Annotated in this window: 14 protein-coding genes and 2 pseudogenes; all 16 read left to right on the top strand. The window is 53.9% G+C overall.

The window, feature by feature from the left end; all coding sequences use genetic code 11:
• The first annotated feature begins 87 nt into the window (after positions 1-87).
• The gene (locus tag MKY64_RS19425; RefSeq protein ID WP_340958132.1) at positions 88-3,444 is read left to right on the top strand and encodes a tetratricopeptide repeat protein; all 3,357 of its coding nucleotides are present in this window, start codon (positions 88-90) and stop codon (positions 3,442-3,444) included.
• Positions 3,445-3,504: 60 nt separating this feature from the next.
• Positions 3,505-4,791 carry a cellulase-like family protein gene (locus MKY64_RS19420; protein ID WP_340958131.1) on the top strand — a complete coding sequence of 429 codons (1,287 nt, stop codon included), beginning with the start codon at positions 3,505-3,507 and terminating at the stop codon, positions 4,789-4,791.
• Between the two features lie 198 nt (positions 4,792-4,989).
• Positions 4,990-5,527 (top strand): annotated as a pseudogene (locus MKY64_RS19415) (Rpn family recombination-promoting nuclease/putative transposase); the annotation flags it as partial.
• Positions 5,528-5,697: 170 nt separating this feature from the next.
• Positions 5,698-6,183 (top strand): molybdenum cofactor biosynthesis protein MoaE, encoded by a 486-nt coding sequence (locus MKY64_RS19410; protein WP_036725835.1) that lies wholly within the window; start codon positions 5,698-5,700, stop codon positions 6,181-6,183.
• A gap of 19 nt (positions 6,184-6,202) precedes the next feature.
• Positions 6,203-6,910, top strand: a pseudogene (locus MKY64_RS19405) (DNA alkylation repair protein).
• Positions 6,911-7,017: 107 nt separating this feature from the next.
• The gene (locus MKY64_RS19400; protein WP_036725832.1) at positions 7,018-7,509 is read left to right on the top strand and encodes a pyridoxamine 5'-phosphate oxidase family protein; all 492 of its coding nucleotides are present in this window, start codon (positions 7,018-7,020) and stop codon (positions 7,507-7,509) included.
• 193 nt (positions 7,510-7,702) lie between these two features.
• Positions 7,703-8,260, top strand: coding sequence for an RNA polymerase sigma factor (locus MKY64_RS19395; protein ID WP_235191889.1), 558 nt, complete (start codon positions 7,703-7,705; stop codon positions 8,258-8,260).
• Positions 8,242-9,426, top strand: coding sequence for a hypothetical protein (locus tag MKY64_RS19390; protein WP_340955137.1), 1,185 nt, complete (start codon positions 8,242-8,244; stop codon positions 9,424-9,426). Before MKY64_RS19395 ends, MKY64_RS19390 begins: the two co-directional genes overlap by 19 nt.
• Positions 9,427-9,627: 201 nt before the next feature.
• On the top strand, positions 9,628-10,977 hold the full coding sequence (locus MKY64_RS19385; RefSeq protein ID WP_076076497.1) for an ABC transporter substrate-binding protein: 1,350 nt from the start codon (positions 9,628-9,630) through the stop codon (positions 10,975-10,977).
• Between the two features lie 199 nt (positions 10,978-11,176).
• Entirely contained in the window at positions 11,177-12,139 is a 963-nt protein-coding gene (locus tag MKY64_RS19380; RefSeq protein ID WP_036725828.1) for a carbohydrate ABC transporter permease, read from the top strand.
• Positions 12,136-12,981, top strand: a complete 846-nt coding sequence (locus MKY64_RS19375; RefSeq protein ID WP_076076492.1) for a carbohydrate ABC transporter permease — start codon at positions 12,136-12,138, stop codon at positions 12,979-12,981. The genes MKY64_RS19380 and MKY64_RS19375 overlap by 4 nt, the downstream gene beginning before the upstream one ends.
• Before the next feature lie 100 nt (positions 12,982-13,081).
• Complete coding sequence (locus MKY64_RS19370) at positions 13,082-14,845, top strand: sensor histidine kinase (RefSeq protein WP_051478050.1); 1,764 nt, start codon at positions 13,082-13,084, stop codon at positions 14,843-14,845.
• Positions 14,846-14,888: 43 nt separating this feature from the next.
• Complete coding sequence (locus tag MKY64_RS19365; RefSeq protein ID WP_036725823.1) at positions 14,889-16,493, top strand: response regulator transcription factor; 1,605 nt, start codon at positions 14,889-14,891, stop codon at positions 16,491-16,493.
• Between the two features lie 112 nt (positions 16,494-16,605).
• Positions 16,606-17,688, top strand: a complete 1,083-nt coding sequence (locus MKY64_RS19360) for a Gfo/Idh/MocA family protein (RefSeq protein ID WP_340955133.1) — start codon at positions 16,606-16,608, stop codon at positions 17,686-17,688.
• A 295-nt stretch (positions 17,689-17,983) separates the two neighbouring features.
• Positions 17,984-18,664 (top strand): hypothetical protein, encoded by a 681-nt coding sequence (locus tag MKY64_RS19355; protein ID WP_340955132.1) that lies wholly within the window; start codon positions 17,984-17,986, stop codon positions 18,662-18,664.
• A 121-nt stretch (positions 18,665-18,785) separates the two neighbouring features.
• The gene (locus MKY64_RS19350) at positions 18,786-18,938 is read left to right on the top strand and encodes a hypothetical protein (RefSeq protein WP_340955131.1); all 153 of its coding nucleotides are present in this window, start codon (positions 18,786-18,788) and stop codon (positions 18,936-18,938) included.
• The last annotated feature ends 4 nt before the right edge of the window (positions 18,939-18,942 follow it).

Here is an 18,942-nt window from a genome sequence, read left to right as displayed (position 1 = left end):
GTGGACAATACGTACAATGCGGGCAACGCAGACAACAGGGACAATACGGACAGCGCGGACCGGGTACAGGTACGGGAGACCAGTGTGATGATACCAACCTATGAGGCAGGCGCCGCTGATCCGAACCCCATGTTTCTGGAGAAAAGAGTCTATCAGGGAAGCTCAGGGCGTGTATATCCGCATCCCGTGATTGAGAGCATCTCGGATGTGAAGAAGGATAGGACGTACAAGCTGATTATTCTGGAGAATGAATATCTGCGGATAGAGATCATGCCGGAGCTTGGGGGGCGGATCTACCGGGCGCTCGACAAGACGAACAATTATGATTTTGTCTATTATAACCGTGTAATCAAGCCAGCGCTGGTCGGCCTTGCAGGTCCCTGGATCTCCGGGGGCATTGAGTTCAACTGGCCGCAGCATCACCGCCCGAATACGTTCGGCCCGGTTGAATATAAACTTGAGGCTGCTGAGGATGGAAGCGCTACCGTATGGGTGAGCGAGATTGACCGGATGTACGGAACGAAGGTTACGGCTGCGTTCAGACTCTATCCCGGGAGAGCCTATCTGGATGTCCATGCGCAGTGTTATAACCGGACGCCGCTGCCGCAGACCTTCCTGTGGTGGGCCAACCCGGCGGTTGCGGTCAATGATCAGACGCAGTCTGTTTTTCCGCCTGATGTCACAGCCGTCTTCGATCATGGCAAAAGGGATGTATCGCGGTTCCCTATTGCGACCGGTACCTACTACAAACAGGATTATTCGGAAGGCGTGGACATCTCCCGCTATAAGAATATTCCGGTTCCGACCTCCTATATGGCCTACAAGTCGGATTATAATTTCGTCGGTGGATATGATCACGGCGTCCAGGCGGGGCTGCTGCATGTGGCTGATCATCACATCTCACCGGGGAAGAAGCAATGGACCTGGGGGAACGGGGAGTTCGGCCAGGCCTGGGACCGCCAGCTGACCGATGAAGACGGACCTTATATTGAACTCATGACGGGCGTGTACACGGATAACCAGCCTGACTTCACCTGGCTGCAGCCGTATGAGGAGAAGAGCTTCAACCAGTATTTCATGCCGTATAAAGGCATCGGTCTGGTGAAAAATGCCTCGGTAGACGCTGCGGTCAATCTGGAGGTGGATGCGGCATTAGCTCAGGCGGTGGTGAAGGTATACGTGACTTCACGGTTTGAACAGGCCATTATCCGGTTAAGTGGAGCCGCAGGCGAATATCTGCGGGAGACTGCCGATCTGTCTCTGGCAGAGGCTATAGAGCTTACGGTTATGCTGGACCATGGAGAGCAGGAGCATGACCTCAAGCTGACAGTCCATAGCGGGGAGGGCAGGCTGCTGGTCGCCTATCAGCCGAAGCGTCCGGAGATTGGGCGTATCCCTGAGGCGGCGAAGCCGCTGGCCCCGCCGGAAGAGCTGCGCTCAGCAGAGGAGCTGTATCTGGCCGGCCTGCATCTGGAGCAGTACCGGCATGCCACCTTTGAGCCGGAGGCCTATTATCTGGAGGGGCTTAAACGGGACAGCGGGGATATCCGGCTGAATGTAGCGTATGGAACGCTGCTGCTCCGCCGCGGGCAATATGCTCAGAGTGAGCCTTTGCTCCGCCGCGCCATTGAGCGTCTGACCTCGCGTAATCCTAACCCGTATGACAGCGAAGCCTATTATCAGCTGGGGGTTGCCCTGCGCGGCCAGAACCGCTTGGATGAGGCTTTTGCTGCTTATTACAAAGCGGTATGGTCGGCAACCTGGCAGGATGCAGGGTATTACTCACTAGCTCAGATTGCCTGCCGGCAGGGCCGGTATGCCGAGGCGCTGGAGCTGGCGGAGCGTTCGCTGATCCGCAATGCGCGTAACTATAAGGCGAGGAACCTCAAGTCTGCTCTCCTGCGGAGGCTTGGCCGGCCGCAGCAGGCGAGGCGATTCGCAAGTGAGACTGTGCAGCTTGATCCTGCTGATTTTGGCGCATATAACGAACTGGCCCTGGTCCTTGCAGCACTGGGTGACCCTGCTGCGGCAGAAGAGGCGCTGACAGAATTGGAACGGCTTATGCGTGGTGACGCACACAACTACCTTAATCTTATGGCAGATTATATGGGCTGCGGACTGTATGCGGAAGCTCTTGCTATAGGAGAGAGAGCGGTCGAACGGGGCAGCTCCAAACCTCAATCTGAACCCGGACTGGAACTAGAATCCGAATCGGTCTATCCGATGCTGCATTATGCCCTTGGCGAATGTTATGAGTGTACGGGACAAAATGAGCAGGCACGGGAGGCCCGCCGCCAGGGGCAAGCAGCCTCCCCGCTGCACTGCTTCCCGAACTCCCTGTCCGAGCTTGAATGGCTGTTAAGCGCCGTCCGGGCGAATCCCCTGGATGATAAGGCCTATTACTATCTCGGCAATCTCTATTATGACAAGAAGCGGCCGGAGGAAGCGGCGGCAAGCTGGGAACGTTCACGTGAACTGAGAGGGGATTTCGCCATCGTTCACCGCAATCTGGCTCTGGCCTATTACAACAAGCAGAACAATCCTGAGGCGGCGCTCGCTTCACTGGAGCAGGCCTTCGCCTGTGCGCCGCAGGATGCGCGGATTCTGTATGAGCTGGACCAGCTGCGCAAGAAGCTCGTGTGGTCTGCCGGGGAACGGCTGGGTCATCTTGAAGCACAACGCAGTCTGGTGGAGCAGCGGGATGATCTGTATATCGAATATGTAACGATGCTTAACCAGCTTGAGCGCTATGACGAAGCGGTTAGGGCATTAAGCTCGCGTACCTTCCATCCCTGGGAGGGCGGAGAGGGGAAGGTGACCGGGCAATACCAATTCGCCCATAGCGGGCTTGGCAGACTGGCACTGGAGAACGGGCAGTATGACGCTGCGCTTAAGCATTTCCGGCTGGCGCTGGCCTATCCGCATAATCTGGGCGAAGGGAAGCTGGAAGGGGCGCAGGAGAATAATATTCAATATGCTCTTGGCCGGGTATACGAAGGGCTTCAGCAGGAAGAAGAGGCTGAGCGCTGCTACAGGGCGGCTTCACAAGGTCTGGCGGAGCCGGCAAGTGCGGTGTTCTACAATGACCAGCCGCCGGAGATGATTTTCTACCAGGGGCTGGCCTGGCTGAGGCTCCAGCAGCCGAAGGAGGCCAAGCGCCGCTTCAATATATTGATTGATTATGCCGAGCGTCATCTTTTCGATGATATCAAGCTGGACTATTTCGCCGTATCGCTGCCGGATTTCCTGGTGTTTGAGGATGACCTCAACCGGCGCAATGTCATACATTGCCGCTACATGCGGGGGCTCGGGCTTCTCGGGCTGGGCCGGTATGAAGCTGCGGCAGCGGAGCTTGATTCAGCTCTTGCCCTGGACCCTAATCATCAAGGAGCCGGGGTTCACAGACGGATGGCCGATAGTGCCCTGAACCGGGGACAACTCTAAGCAGAAGGAGGACAACAGATTATGCATACAACAGGACGGCATAGGATTAGCATGGACAGTATGGATGCAGTGCTGAACAGATTGCCCCGCAAGCTTACTCTTACCATGTGGGATTTCTCCTGGTACACCATGACCTTGCCGGGCGAGCCTTATCATGATCTGGCGGCAAGATGCAAGGAGGCAGCCGACAGAGGATATAACACCATCCGGATCTGCGCCATGCCGTTCCTGTTATTCACAGCGGAAGGCAAACGCCCCGGACCGCTGCACTTCGGCAGTCTGGGGGAAGTGGGCCAGCGTACCCGCTGGTACAACTGTCGCGGCGGTGCCGAGCTGGACGGGCATGCGCATCTGCTGGAGCTGTTCAGGCAGGCCAAGGCGCACGGACTCTATATTATGCTGTCTTCCTGGGAATATCAGCAGAGCCCCAGCTTCCTGGCCTATCCCGCACTGCGTGATGAGCTGGCAGCAATTGCTCCCGCAGAGCGGTTCATGGCCCTGGCCCGGTCGATGGACCAGCTCATCCGGTATGTCAAGGGGGAAGGCTTCGCTGATCGAATTGTTTATGCCGAGCTGCATAATGAAGTGGAATTCGGGCAGCTTACCGCCGTGGGTACCGTGCAGGGAATCGGCGCAGCGGATACGCCCAGGCTGGTGGAGGCCATGCAGCCTTATATCGAGGAAGCGGTAGGGTATCTCCGCGAACAGCATCCTGATGTTCTGATCACAGCCAGCTATACACTGAACGAAGCTTATCCGAAGGCATATGTAGCCCGTAATTTACAGGTGGCTCACTATCATCTCTATATCAAAGGCGTGCTGAATGAGCTTATGGACGCAGCGGGGTTGAATGATGAGGGGGTGCCTTTTCCGAATACCTTTGTCCGGTCTATGCTGAGGGAAGATGCCCCACCCTTCGGAGAATGGACCCTGCCCGCAGGGCAGGAGTGGCGGATGGAGGGCAATCCGGTCGGGATGAAGCTGATCTATCTGCATGATTGGGCCGACCCTGATCTATGGGATCTCTATCTATATGACCGCTACGGAGCCCATAAGCTGGCGATGCTGCAAAAAGCGGACATGCGCCTGGAAGAAGCGCAGGAATGGGCGGTACATTCGGGCCTGCCGGTAGTGATCGGCGAAGGCTATGTCGGCTATACCCCGCTGCTTGCAGGCTTCGAGGAAGGCCCGGTCGGGAAGTTCATTGCCGAGTATGCGCTGCGTAAGGGGATGGCGCTGGGCTTCTGGGGCATGACGCTGTGCTCCAACTGTGCGCCGCATCATCCGTTCTGGCAGGATGTGGCCTGGCAGCAGCGGTGGAACCGGTACATTCTTGAAGCGGAGTAGCGGAGTAGTGAAGCGGCGTAGTCAGCGCGGCAGACCGGCAGCTTGTCATGCCGCGTCCCTCCGGGGCGGACAGCCGTTCCGAAGTAACACGAGAGAGCGCATTGTCTTGGCTGTATGTTTTATAGAGCTTTGGGGACAGAATAGCAGTATATGAGGCCCAAATGGGCTGGCTTTGTCTACAACGAGTAGTTCTGCCATGATATAATCGCAGAAAAACAGTCTATTCTGGACATCAAGGCCAAGACGGCTGAGGGCAAACGGATCAACATCGAAATGCAGCTGTTCAATCCATACAATATGGAGAAGCGGACGCTTTTCTACTGGAGTGAGATGTATTACCACCAAATTCAAAAAGGCGACGATGATCAATATACTGAACTACTCCTGTCTGCCGAATGACCGTCATCATAATGTGTTTCATCTTCGGGAAGATCACACTGGAATTTCTCTTAATAACGATCTTGAGATTCATGTGATGGAATTAACGAAGCTCGAGGAGCAGGCCGTTCCATTAACTGGTGGTCTGATCAACTGGCTATTATTCCTCAAGGGTGTTGAACAACCAAACTGGGAGGTGCTGACCATGAATGAACCGATGTTGAAAAAAGCAATGGATACGCTCGAGTTCCTGAGTCAGGATGCCGCTACACGTATGGAATATGATGCCCGGATGAAGTATTTACGTGATGAGGCGTCACGAATGAATGGTGCTAAGGCTGAGGGATTGCTGAGAGGATCAACAGGCTGCTCCAACTTGGGGCAGTTTTTTTGAAAATATAAGAATTTATATGTTTCACTCAATAACTTATCCTTCTACTGGATAAATCAGCAGATGACAGATAAACAACGGAGTAGTGTTATAATCGGAAGAGCTGGCTGCTGCATCTATCGAAGGGAAGTGAGCGAATGGGCCATTCGTTATTTGAAATTACAGAGTCCGCAATTATACCCGCTGAGGTATCCGATAAAGTTCTGCGCAGAGAAGCCGGGGCGATTACCTTATTCATTGGGACGGTGCGTGAGTTCACACAGGGGAAGAAAACCTTGTATCTTGAATATGAAGCATACCCGTCCATGGCTGTAACGCAGCTGAAGCGCATCGGGCAGGAAGTGCTGGAGCGCTGGCCGGATACGAAGGTTGCAGTCACCCACCGGATAGGTAAGCTTGAGATTACCGACATTGCAGTGGTCATCGCAGTCTCCTCGCCCCACCGTAAGGCTGCCTATGAAGCGAATGAATACGTGATTGAGCGGATCAAGCAAATCGTCCCCATCTGGAAAAAAGAAACCGGTGAGGACGGCAAAGCGTGGATTGGCGACCAGCTGAATCAAAATGCCTACCCTGAGGGCCGTCCGCTGCTGCCAGATATTCCGGCGGAAGACGAGAGGTAGCTAAAAGGAGGAACGTTCAATGAATGCAGAACAAGTGATGCAGGAGCTTGAAGCGCTTGGCAAGGAACGGACCAAGAAGATGTATACCGCAAACGGCGCACGGTAGCCGCTCTTTGGTGTGGCTACCGGTGCAATGAAGCCGATCTTCAAGCAAACCAAGATCGATCAGGCGCTGGCTGAGGAGCTGTATGCTACAGGTAATTATGATGCGATGTATTTTGCCGGGATCATTGCCGACCCGAACGGGATGACAGAAGCGGACTATAACCGCTGGATGGACGGGGCTTATTTCTATATGCTGTCTGATTTCGTGGTGGCTGTAACCTTGGCTGAAGCAGATATTGCCCAGCAGGTGGCGGATGAGTGGATCAGGAGCGGAGAGGACCTTAGAATGTCTGCAGGCTGGAGCTGTTACTGCTGGCTGCTGGGAAGCCGCCCCGATCAGGAGTTCCAGCGCGACAAGCTGGCCGGGATGCTGGAGCTTGTAGGTAGGACCATTCATGACTCCCCGGAGCGTACCCGGTACTCTATGAACAATTTTATGTATACCGTAGCCGTGTCCTATTTACCGCTGCATGATCTGGCATGTGAGACGGCGGAGCGGGTGGGTCCGGTCGAGGTGGACAAGGACAAGCCGAAGAGCAAGCTCATCAGCGCTTACGATAATATTATGAAGGCTGTCGGCAAAGGACGGACCGGCTTCAAACGCAAACATGTACGCTGCTGATTTCCCGGTTTTCACCGGCATCCGGTAATGCTTCGCCGTTTCTGGTTAATAAATGCTATGCATTTGGATAACCTATTCCCTATCCCGGAAGAAAAGAGGCGGTTAAGATGTCAACTACACACCATAGTCACGAGGAAGCCGTTGAGACGGTCCGCAAGCTGATCAAGGGTATTGATATGGCTATGCTTACCACGATTTCGGAGGAAGGGCTGGTCTCCCGGCCTATGAAGACACAGGAGGTTGAATTCGACGGAGACTTGTGGTTCCTGACCAAGAAGGATACGAGCAAGTTCGGGGAGATACTGTATGACCCGCGCGTCAATGTCGTGTATGCCGACAAGTCCTATGTCTCCATCCGTGGAACGGCCGAGATTGTAACCGATGTAAGTAAGAAAAAAGAGTTTTGGAGTGCAGGGTACGAGGCGTTCCTGAAGACAAGCTATGATGACCCGAATGTCATTCTGATTAAAGTCCATGCCGAAGCGGCTGAATACTGGAAGAGCGGCAACCTGGCCGAGAAGGCAGTATACATGTTCAAACGGATGACCGGCCAGGACACTGACAAGCTGAATCTGAATCAGACGGTCGAGCTGGAGTAGAGTAGAGTAGAGTAGAGTAGAGTAGACAGACAGACGGTTTTAGGAAGCCTTAGGTTCATAGGTTCTGCAACGGAGAGATCAACAGAATTCATCTGTGGGTCTCTTTTTTTGCTGTGGAGCCGGGAAAAGATAATTGTCACATTACATACGGCTCATGTGTTATATCTATATGATTTGCAGAAAGGAGATTATCGTGGACCCTATTGAAGAGAAAATTAGAAGGATACAAGACGGGGAAGGAGGCCTGTACTCGGATGTGATCAGGCTGTACCAGCAACGGATTTACCTCTATTGTTACCGCTTGCTGAATAACAAGGAAGATGCGGAAGATGCGGTACAGGACATCCTGATCAAGGCCTACCAGAATATCGGGCAGTACAAGCCTCAGGCAGATTTCACCTCATGGCTCTACAAAATTGCTTATCATCACTGCCTGAACCTGCTGCGGCGGCAGAAATTCCAGCAGCAGGTGCGGAAACTGCTCCGGCAGGAGGTTACGGAGAAAAGTGCAGAGCAAATAGCCCAGAACCGCCTGTTCAGCGAGCCGGTCTCGGCTGCTCTGGGGAAGCTGGATGTGGAGGACCGGAATTTATTGATCCTGCGGATTTATGAAGATAAATCATTTGCGGAAATCAGTGAAATTCTGGGTGTGAGTACGGCTACCGTACGCAAAAGATATGAACGGACCAGGGAAAAACTTAAAAAAGCGATTGAGAGAAAGGAGAAACAATTATGGGCAAGCGTGAATTAACTCCAGAGGAGCAGTTTCTGAAGGAGGGAGACCGTTCAGCACATTGGAACACCGTTGATGTTCATGAACCAGTAATGAAGGCGCTCGGGCTTGAGGGGGCATTGACTGCTGAAGAAGACGAGACCCTGCTTCAGACCCTTCCGCCAAGCGGAGAGGCACCAAAAGTAATGCGCAGAATGGAAACAAGAACCGGGCGGAGACAGAAGCGGATTCCGGTGAAGGGCTGGGCGGCGGCGGTCCTGGCACTGGTCTTGCTGGGCGGCGGCTATACCCAGTTCTCCGGCAAACTCCAGCAAGGAGCTGAAGCCCAGAGTTCGGGTGAAGTCCGGCAAGGGGCCGGAGCCCAATATAAGGTGCTTCCTTATCAGCCGCTTCCGGCGACGGCTTCCGGCGGAACGCTGATTGAGAAGGCGAAAGAACCCTTGAAGCCTTATATCCCGGAAGCACAGCCGGGTATTGAGCATGAAGCCAACCAGAAGCTGAGTATTCTCTATAACCAGAAATATTCAAAGGGGGCAGCACTCATGAAGGAGCTGCTGCTTCCCGGAGAGTATGCCACCTATTTAATTACACGTGAAGGTGACGAGGGAGAGGGGAGTATGAATATGTATCGCCCGCCCCTCACGTTCAAGGACTATACCGCCTATAAGACCAGTGTAGAGGAGCACAACGCTCCGATCCTGGAGCAGCCGGCGTATCTGCCGGAAGGATATGCCCTGCATGAGGCAATCATCAAGCCTTTTTTCTTAAAAGTTCCGGATGTGCAGGAGCTTAAAGGCGGAAACGAGAGAGACCTGGGAGACAACTTCCAGTTGGCCTGGAGAGTGGAGAAGGCGGAGAACATTGACTACCCGTATTCCTCACTGGTATACAAGAAAGGGGAGGTTCAGGTGAGAATCGGTGTCTCACGTGTGGATGACTACCAAAACCCGGCTGATAAGCTCTCGTGGAGTGAACATACAAAGATGGAGAATATAGAGATCAAAGGCAGACAAGCTATTTTTTCGGATGACTCCGGCAACAAGGAGCTTGACTTGGGATTTAAGTACGAGTTAGTTTGGTCTGATCCGGGTGCAAAGGTTATCTATTCTGTGATCGCCGGCCAGGAGAATACGGAGCTAACGAAAGACGAGCTTATCGGCATTGCCGCCAGTATGATGAAATAAGTAACGCAGAGTTGACACTCAGGGCTGTTTCCCTATCTTAGGATAGCGGAGCAGCCCTTGAACGTTTTTGGACTGTCTGCAGGAAGGCATATTCGTAAGATTTTATAAGAATTCGTGCATTGCTCTCCTATGAACTTCAATTCCATATTGTTACTATAGCAATGTAGCAAGAGAATACAGATGTATACAGGAGGGTTAAAGATGTTGAAATGGAAGCGTTCTCTTTCGGTCCTGGCGATGACAGCGATATTAGGTACACTGGCTGCCTGCGGCGGCGGAGGGAATAAAGTAAACAATGCAGGAGGGGCTACAGAAGCACCTGCCAGCACCAATGCTGCTGCGACGGCTGCTGCAACTGATGCACCAAGCACCAATGAGCCGGTCAAGCTGCGGATTATGTGGTGGGGCTCCCAGCCGCGTCACGAAGCCACTTTGGCGGCCCTGGAATTGTACACGAAGAACAATCCGAACGTAACCTTCGAGCCGGAGTATTCCGGTATGGACGGTTATCTGGACAAATTATCCACGCAGGCTGCGGCCAACAATGCACCTGATGTGGTTCAGCTTGACCCGGGCTGGATGCCGGACTGGATGGCCCGCCAGCAATTGGCAGACCTCGCTCCTGAGGTGGATGTAAGCAAATTCGATACGAAGCTGCTGTCCGGCGGACAGCTTGACGGCAAGCAGTACGCTGTTCCGCTCGGTTCGGTAGCCTTCGGTATGGTATATGATAAAGCGGCTATGGATAAGTTGGGCATCGCGAACCCGGCCAACGGCTGGACCTGGGATGAGTTCTTCGCCTTAGCGAAGGAATCCAAGTCCAAGCTGCCGAAGGGACAGTATTTCACCCTCGACTATGCAGGTAACTATTTCATGTACTCGGCGTATCAGTATGCCAAAGGCAAAGGGCAGGTTATCACGAATGAGGGTCATTTCAACGTGGATGAAGCCACGTATCTGGACTGGACCCGTAAATTCGAAGAGCTGCGTAAGGAAGGACTGGTTCCTCCGGCGGATGTGAATGCCTCCGATAAGGAAAATGATCCGCAAATGGATCTGCTCGCAGCAGGCAAGGTGCTGTTCCGTTACAGCTTCTCCAACAATCTGGGAACCTGGGACAGCATTAAGCCGGGAGCCTACGCACTTGTAACCATGCCGCGTGCCGAAGAGGCCGGAGGCTGGCTGAAGCCGTCGATGTACATGGCGGTCTCCAAGAACTCCAAGCATGCTGAAGAAGCCAAGAAATTCATCAACTGGTTCGTGAATGATGCTGAAGCGGCCAATATTACCCAAACCTTCCGCGGTCTGCCGGCCAACAAGGATAATGCGGCCCTGCTGGAAGCGAACATGAGCGATCTGGATAAGGTAGGCTTGGCTCTGCTCCGTGCTACGGAGCCGGATGGCCAGACCTGGTCGGCCGGAGCCGGCGGCTGGACGAACTTCATCGACAAGGACTGGGTACTTGTCCGCGACCAGCTCAGTTTCGGCAAGTCTACACCAGAAGAGGCGTTCAAGCAGCTGAAGGAAGCCTCGCTATCCTACGAGAAATAATTTATGTACAGAAGCCCGGGACAGCGATGTTCCGGGCTTTATCTTTTGAAATATCGTTTCCACTTGGAACGCGGTTATACTCGTGTTTTCGAATTAATCGTTATATTTTGAAAGAATTCGAGCATTGCCCTCCTTTAGCCAAAGTGTGGGCCAATACTATACTTAAGCTATACAAATTGACCACAAGAGGTGACCACAGATGAACCGCTCCACAACCACTTTAGCCCAAGCCTCGCCAGCGCCGAAAAAAAGCTCCTATTTCAAAAGCCGGTGGAACGCTCCGCTTGCAGGCTATTTGTTTATTTCGCCCTGGCTGATCGGGTTCCTGGTACTGACGGCGTATCCGTTGTTCTTATCCCTGTACTATTCGTTTACCGACTACACCCTGATGCAGCCGATGAAATGGATCGGGTCCCGCAATTACGAACGGATTTTCACCGCAGACCCCAAATTCATTCAATCCGCCAAAGTCACAGTCATGTATGTGCTGGCCTCTGTGCCCCTTAAGCTGATTGCGGCCCTGCTCGTGGCCATGGTACTCAGCAGAGCGGTCAGAGGGATTAGCGTCTACCGCACAGCGATCTATTTCCCTTCTCTAATCGGAGGCAGTATCGGGGTATCGCTGCTCTGGCGTAACATCTTCGGGGTAGACGGGATCTTTAACAAGCTGATTGCCGTCTTTGGCATCGAAGGGAAAAGCTGGATTACCAACCCGGACACCGCGCTTAGCACACTGATTCTGCTCACGGTCTGGCAATTCGGCTCCACCATGGTTATCTTCCTGGCAGGGCTGAAGCAGATTCCCAATGACTTGTATGAAGCTTCCTCGGTAGACGGGGCGAACAGGTTCATTCAATTCTTCCGCATTACACTGCCTATGCTGTCGCCGATTCTCTACTTCAACCTGATTATGGCCGTGATCAACGCCTTCCAGATGTTCACCTCGGCCTTCGTGATTACGAATGGCGGACCGATGAACGCTACATATGTATATGCCATGTATTTGTACGAACGGGCCTTCAGCCGGTACGAGCTGGGCTACGCTTCTGCATTGGCCTGGATTATGCTGGTCGCCATTGTGGCCGCAACACTTCTGATCTCTTACACCTCGAAGTACTGGGTATTCTATGAGACTGACACTGGAGGGAAAAAACGCAAATGACAACTCTGAATTGGAAGCCTGCATTCCGGCATGTGTTCATGATTCTCTTCAGCTTCCTCATGGTCTATCCTATTGTCTGGTGGATCGGAGCCTCGCTGAAGGACAGCACCGAGCTGAGTTCACCGGGAATCTTCCCGTCCGTCCCGCAGTGGGAGAACTTCACCAAAGGCTGGAACTCAGTTCCCGGACATACGTTCACTGATTTCTACCTCAACACCTTCTGGCTGGAAATTATGGTGCTGATCGCAACGCTGTTATCCTGTACGCTGGTTGCCTTCGGGTTCGCCAGACTGGATTTTCCGCTGAAGAAATTCTGGTTCTCGATTTTGATGCTGACGCTGATGATGCCTGGTCAGGTGCTGATCATTCCCCAGTACGCCTTGTTCCATCAGCTGGGCTGGGTGAACACGTATTTGCCGTTTGTCGTTCCCCATTTGCTGGCGGGCGGGGCCGGCGGAAGCTTCTTCGTCTTCCTGCTGATCCAGTTCATCCGCGGCGTGCCCAAGGAGCTGGACGAATCGGCCAAAATCGACGGCTGCTCCTGGTTCGGGATTTTCTGGAGAGTGGTCATGCCGCTCGCCTTCCCGGCGGTCGTTACGGTGACGATCTTCTGCTTCCTGTGGAACTGGGATGACTTCCTGGGACACCTCCTGTACATCAACACGGTAGACAAATACACGGTGGGACTTGCGCTGCGCATGATTAATGACTCCCAGTCTGCAGCCGAGTGGGGCCAGCTTCTGGCCATGTCGCTTGTCTCTATTGTTCCGGCAACGCTTGTGTTCACCTTCCTGCAAAAGTATTTCGTGGACGGGATTGCGACAACAGGCATAAAGGGATAAGATGTAAAAAACATCCGTCCGATAACGGTAAAGCGCCTGGGCCTTATTCGACGCTTTACCGTTTATTTCGTATGAAGCGGAGGCGAAGGAAGGGGATCACTTGACCAATCCTTTTAAAAAGTACAGGATCGACCGTCTGTTTTTTCACAGCTTTGCCATTATAATTATTCTGGTGATAGCGGTAACGGCTTGGACCAGCTACAGCAACTCCTCCAAGGCCCTTGTACAGACCACCTCCCATTATCAGCAGCGGCTGCTGGATGAGTTGAACAATGAGATTACCACCCGGCTCGATATGATTGAGCAGATCTCACTGTCCACCTCCCGGGACAACGAGCTGACGACCTTTCTCTTGAACAGGCAGGATGATTTCGAGCGGTACCGCAAGCGTGTAAGCGTTGAGAGTGCGCTTGGCAATTTGACCTATGCCATTCCGTTGATTCAGGGGATTGACCTGTATATGGATGAGCCGATGCCGAGCGACGGCCAGAGCTATATCCAATTCCGGAATATTCGCGATCTGGATAAGCAGTCCTGGGCCAGGAATCTGGTGAAAAGCGATTTCGCCTGGTCGGGAGAACATTCCATTCCCAGTGTGCAGGGAGACATTCCGGTGCTTAGCTTCGCCCGGAAAATCATGAACGAGAACGACTATCTCGGTGTGCTTGTCGTTCATATTAAAGCCAGGGAAATCCGTGCGCTGCTGACCGGCAACTCCTCCGGGTCGAACCGGATCATGGCGGACAGCGCCGGCAAGCAGATTCTGAGCATCGGGGAGACGCTGGAGCAGAGCGAGTGGTCGAAATGGATCGACCTCAAGAGCAACAAATCCGGCTATGTCCACATTCCCGGCGATAAGGATACCGGCAATACGCTGCTGGTCTACTCCAGAATGGATAATTCCATCTGGACGCTGATTGAGTTCACCTCCTGGAAGCAGATTACGGCAAGCAGTCTGGAGCTGGCGGAATGGATCGGGCTGATCGGAATTGGAGCGATTCTGCTGGTCCTGCTATTGACGCACTATCTGAGCAGGCAATTCTCCAAGCCCATTAAGCAGCTTGTAAGCGCTATGAGAATATATTCAGTCGGCGGGCACAAGGAGGAGCTGCCAAGCGACTACGAGAATGAATTCGGTTATTTATTCTCCGGCTACCGCAAGCAGACCGAGCGTATCGAGGAGCTGTACCTGTCGCTGGAGCGGCGGTACGAGCAGCAGCGCAAAGCGGAGATTGAGGCCTTGCAGGCCAATATCAATCCCCATTTTCTCTACAATATGCTGGACCAGCTCAACTGGATGGCGATTGAGGCCGGACAGGATGAGCTGAGCCGGATTCTGGAGCTGATGGGCCAGATGTTCAGGATCGGCTTATCCAACGGGGCAAGCTTCATTATGGTATCGGAGGAATTGCAGCATATCCAGTGTTATCTCGAAATCCAGCAGCTCCGCTGGGGCGACGGTCTGGAGTACACCATCGAGGTGGAACCGGGGCTTCAGGAGGCTTATCTTCCCAAGCTCACCCTGCAGCCGTTCGTGGAGAATTCCATTGTACACGGCTTCAATAAGCAGCGCAGCGGCCATGTCTCGATCTCCTTAACTAAGGTAGAGGAGACGCTGCAGATTATAATTGATGATAACGGGGCAGGCCTGAAGCAGCCGGAGGCGCGGACGCACAGGCGGCATACCGGCGGCTATGGCATACGGAATGTGAGAGAGCGGATTGCCGGATATTTCGGAAATGACTACGGGGTTACACTGAGTGAACGTGAAGAGGGAGGGACCCGGGTAGAGATTGTTCTGCCGCTGCTCACAGAGGCTCCGGCACAGATACTGACTGCTTCTCTCGCTGCGAAGGAAGGCTGAGGACGGCTGCTGCGGGCCAGAGAAGCTTAAGGAGGCAGACATGATGTGGAAGATCGCTATTATTGACGATGAGCGCCAAGTACTTCAGGGGATGAAACGGGCGATTCCATGGGAGGAGCTGGGTGCGGAATGGGCCGGTGAGGCGCTGAACGGGGAGGACGGTCTGGCGATGATCCGGGCAACCAGCCCGGACATTGTAATCACAGATATCTATATGCCGGTGATGAGCGGCCTGGAGATGATGGAGCAATTAAGGAACGAGGGCTTCAAGGGCAAAATCATTATTCTAAGCGGTTATTCAGACTTCGAGCATGCCAGACAAGCCCTCCGGCTTCAGGTCAGTGACTATGTCTCCAAGCCGATCAGTCTGCCTACGCTTAGAACGATCCTGCACAAGGTTATTGCAGAGCTGCTCAGAGAGCAGGAGAAGGTGATCAGACAAGGCGAGCTGGAGCTGAAAATGATGCTGTATGAGCCTTTTGTCGAGAAGGAATGGGTCCGGTCCGCTGCGGTCGGCACCCTGGAGCCTTCGTACCGGAACAATTCCCATCTTCCGCCTTCGTATCATTACTGGCTGGAAGGCAGGCATGCAAGCATAGGGATCGAGCTGATCCGTGATGACCGGGCCAGCTCCTTCTCGGTCTCGGACTGGAATCTGCTGCGCTTCGCAGTCAGTAACATTGCCTGTGAGGTTACGCGCAAGCATTACGCTAATATGGAATACACCGAGCTGAACAGCTACCGGGCCTTGCTGATTATTCACCCCGAGGCAGAATGCACACAGCAGCTGGAGGAGCTGGGGACCCGGCTAGTCGACAGCATCCACTCGTATCTCAGGCTGGTAGTCCGCATAGGGATTGGAGGACTGAAGGATACATGGACGAAGATTCCAGAATCGACGGAGGAGGCGTTCCGCGCCATGGATCACGGAGCCTTACGGATCAGTCCGGCCTATGAGGTGTACTGCTACCGGGAGAGCCACAGCAGCGGGCAGGACCGTGGGGTGCTCTTCCCGGTGAAGTTCTCTTACAAGCTGGCCGCCGCGATGAAGGCTTCACAGGAGGCGGAGGCGCAGCAGCTTGTATACGGATACATTACCGAGCTGCAAGCGCAGCAAGGGGTCTCCGCCAGCTATGTGCAGATGCTCGGCAGCGAGCTATGGGGCATTATCACCTACTCCCTGTATGAGTCCGGATTCGTGCTCGATGATCTGTTCACCAATGACCAGATTGCCCAGGAGATCGGCAACCTGGCCATACCCGACCAGCTGGCAAGCTGGTTGTCCGCCAAAATCACAGCCATCTGTGCCAGCCGTCAATGGAAGGGCAGCAGTAAGCACCGGCAGGTCGTTGATTTCATGACGAACTACATTCATGAGCATTATGCCGAGGAGCTTACGCTGGCTGATCTGTCGGATAAGGTGTTCATCTCCCGGAATCATTTGTCGATTATTTTCAAGAATATTACCGGGGAGACCTTCAACAATTACCTGACCCGGGTACGGATTGAGAAGGCCAGGGAGCTGCTCATGGAACGCAATATGCTGGTCTATGAAGTGGCGGAGCGGGTTGGCTACAAGAACATTCCTTATTTCAGTACTCTATTCAAGAAGATCACCGGCATGAATCCCACGGAGCTGATCAAATGATGACACATATAATCCGCTAGAGACAAGTATGATGATAGAAGCCGCGATGACAGAGCAGGGATTTGCGGCTGAGCTGCATCAACATCAATGTGTCATCAAGGAGGACAGGGGTATGCCCGTTAACTTCAGCATTATCGGCGGAGGAGGATTCCGCGCACAGTATTATTTACGAATTGCCCGGGTCTTGCCGGACCTGTTTCGGATCGGCGGCCTTGTAGTCAGGGACCGGGCCCAGGGACAGGAGATAGAAGCTGCGTGGGGTGTTCAGACATACCGTTCCCTTGACGAGCTGCTGCGGAATGAGGACCCGGATTTCGCAGTAGTCTCCGTCAGCTGCGGGGCGGCAATGAACTATTTGTACCGGCTGGCCGAGATTGGCCTTCCGGCACTGACAGAGACGCCGCCTGCCTCCAGTCTGGAAGAGCTGGAGCAGCTGCATAAGGAGCTGACTGTGCACGGGGCCTGGATACAAGTCGCAGAGCAGTACCCGTACCATCCGATCCAGGAGGCGCGGCTGTCATTGATCCGCTCCGGCAGGCTGGGCAGAATCACCGAGACGACGGTCTCGGTATCTCATCTGTATCATGGGGCAGCCCTGATGCGCAGGATGCTCGGCATCGGGTTCGAGGAGGCGGTCATCCGGGGGATGCGGTTCGACTCCAGCTGGGTTGGCGGACCAACCCGCAGCGGCCCTCCGGTTGAAGACAAGCTGATTCCGCTGCAGAGGGATCTGGCCTGGCTGGATTTCGGAGACCGGCTGGGCATTTACGATTTCACCAAGGACCAGCACCGCTCCTGGACGCGCTCGAATCATCTTAGCGTGCGCGGAGAGCGCGGGGAGATCTTCGACAACCGGGTGCTGATCCAGCAGGAGAATCTGGTGCCTCTGCAAATGGAGCTGAAGCGCATCAACCGTGGAGAACAGGAGAATGCCGAAGGCTATTACCTCCAAGGGATAATTTGTGGAGAGCAATGGCTGTATAACAACCCATTCGCCCCGGCTCGGCTGTACGATGACGAGCTCGCCATTGCGTCCTGTCTGGATAAGATGGCCCTCTATGCGGCTGGCGGCCCCGCCTTCTACGGACTGGAGGAAGCCTCGCAGGATGTATACCTCGGCAAGCTGATTGAGAAGGCCATTGAGTCCGGCGAAGCCGTAAGAGCAGAGCGGATGTGCTGGGCGGAGGGGAAGTAGGGTAGTGGCGGGAGTGTAGCTGCTGGTTATGCTGCTCGCATTCTGGCCCGGCTTGAGCTATTGCTGTGGCTGAATGTGTGGAGTATGTTATTGACGGGGGGAGCAAGCCGGTACTATAATCTGAAAAACGGATGAAGCACATCCCGCACCCTGATTGATTGGGTGCGGGATTTTTTGTGCGTGAATATGCCTGTAACTTTAGGTTCTGACGCCCCCGGAAGTGAGTGGAGACAGGTGGGATGATCAAGCTCAGTTTGCGGGGGGAGAGTTGATTTTATAGAGGAGGAAGAGAGAAATGGGATTTGCTGAAGAGCATCAGAGATGGCTGGAATATCATAAGAAATGCAGGACGGGGGAACGTCTGGACCGGCTGGACCGGGGCCACCGGCATGGGGAGCAAATGTTTGTGGAGCGGGTATGGTGGCCGATTTTCGGGAAGTTGGATGATCTTCATCCGGAGTACGAGGTTGCCGATTGGCGGGGCAGGCCGTATTTTGTGGATTTTGTGTGGAAGCCTGGACAGGTTAAGTTCGCTATTGAGATCAAGGGATATGGGCCGCATGTTCAGAACACGGACCGGACCAGATACCGTCAAGAGCTGAACCGGGAGACGTATCTGCAGATTGCCGGATACCGCGTCATCGCCATCCCGTACGATGATCTGGAGTCTGCACCGGAGCAGACCATCTCCCTGCTGAAAGCTTTGCTAACCCCAAGTTTGTTGAAAACCAGTTCGGAGGGGAGCAGTCAATTTACGAGGATAGAGCGCGACATCTTGCGGATGGCGAGCCGGATGAATGGGATGATTCGGCCGGTGGATGTGGTGGAGGGGCTTGGAGTAAATCGGCGGATTGCGAGGAAATATATCAATATTCTATGTGAGAAAGGCAAATTTAAACCCGTTTTGGCGCAGGATAGTAGTCGAGTCTGCCGGTACGAGCTGATTCATAGTTTCATTGATTCAGAGATATGGTAGGCGGAGATGAGGGGCATTAATGCCCCTGAATCCGGCAAAGTTGGCGGCGAGGCGGAGATGAGGGGCACAAGTGCCCCTGAATGCGGAGAAAGTCGGTGGCGAGCGAAAATGAGGGGCACAAGTGCCCCTGAATGCGGAGAAAGTCGGTGGCGAGGTGGAGATGAGGGGCACAAGTGCCCCTGAATCCGGCAAAGTCGGCGGCGAGGCGGAGATGAGGGGCATTAGTGCCCCTGAATTCGCAGAAAGTGGGGTAGGCGGAAATGAGGAGCATTAGTGCA

This window comes from Paenibacillus sp. FSL R7-0210 (assembly GCF_038009085.1).
GTDB lineage: Bacteria > Bacillota > Bacilli > Paenibacillales > Paenibacillaceae > Paenibacillus_AQ > Paenibacillus_AQ silagei.
The sequence above is the reverse complement of the archived record's forward strand: the minus strand, read 5'-3'. Positions and strand labels throughout refer to the sequence as shown.

Bases quoted from the DNA above. Each gene is read 5' to 3' on its own strand.
- MKY64_RS19410 (WP_036725835.1), top strand. From the start codon at position 5,698: ATGGGCCATTCGTTATTTGAAATTACAGAGTCCGCAATTATACCCGCT.
- MKY64_RS19400 (WP_036725832.1), top strand. From the start codon at position 7,018: ATGTCAACTACACACCATAGTCACGAGGAAGCCGTTGAGACGGTCCGC.
- MKY64_RS19425 (WP_340958132.1), top strand. From the start codon at position 88: ATGATACCAACCTATGAGGCAGGCGCCGCTGATCCGAACCCCATGTTT.
- MKY64_RS19355 (WP_340955132.1), top strand. From the start codon at position 17,984: ATGGGATTTGCTGAAGAGCATCAGAGATGGCTGGAATATCATAAGAAA.
- MKY64_RS19375 (WP_076076492.1), top strand. From the start codon at position 12,136: ATGACAACTCTGAATTGGAAGCCTGCATTCCGGCATGTGTTCATGATT.
- MKY64_RS19420 (WP_340958131.1), top strand. From the start codon at position 3,505: ATGGATGCAGTGCTGAACAGATTGCCCCGCAAGCTTACTCTTACCATG.
- MKY64_RS19380 (WP_036725828.1), top strand. From the start codon at position 11,177: ATGAACCGCTCCACAACCACTTTAGCCCAAGCCTCGCCAGCGCCGAAA.
- MKY64_RS19385 (WP_076076497.1), top strand. From the start codon at position 9,628: ATGTTGAAATGGAAGCGTTCTCTTTCGGTCCTGGCGATGACAGCGATA.
- MKY64_RS19365 (WP_036725823.1), top strand. From the start codon at position 14,889: ATGTGGAAGATCGCTATTATTGACGATGAGCGCCAAGTACTTCAGGGG.
- MKY64_RS19390 (WP_340955137.1), top strand. From the start codon at position 8,242: ATGGGCAAGCGTGAATTAACTCCAGAGGAGCAGTTTCTGAAGGAGGGA.
- MKY64_RS19360 (WP_340955133.1), top strand. From the start codon at position 16,606: ATGCCCGTTAACTTCAGCATTATCGGCGGAGGAGGATTCCGCGCACAG.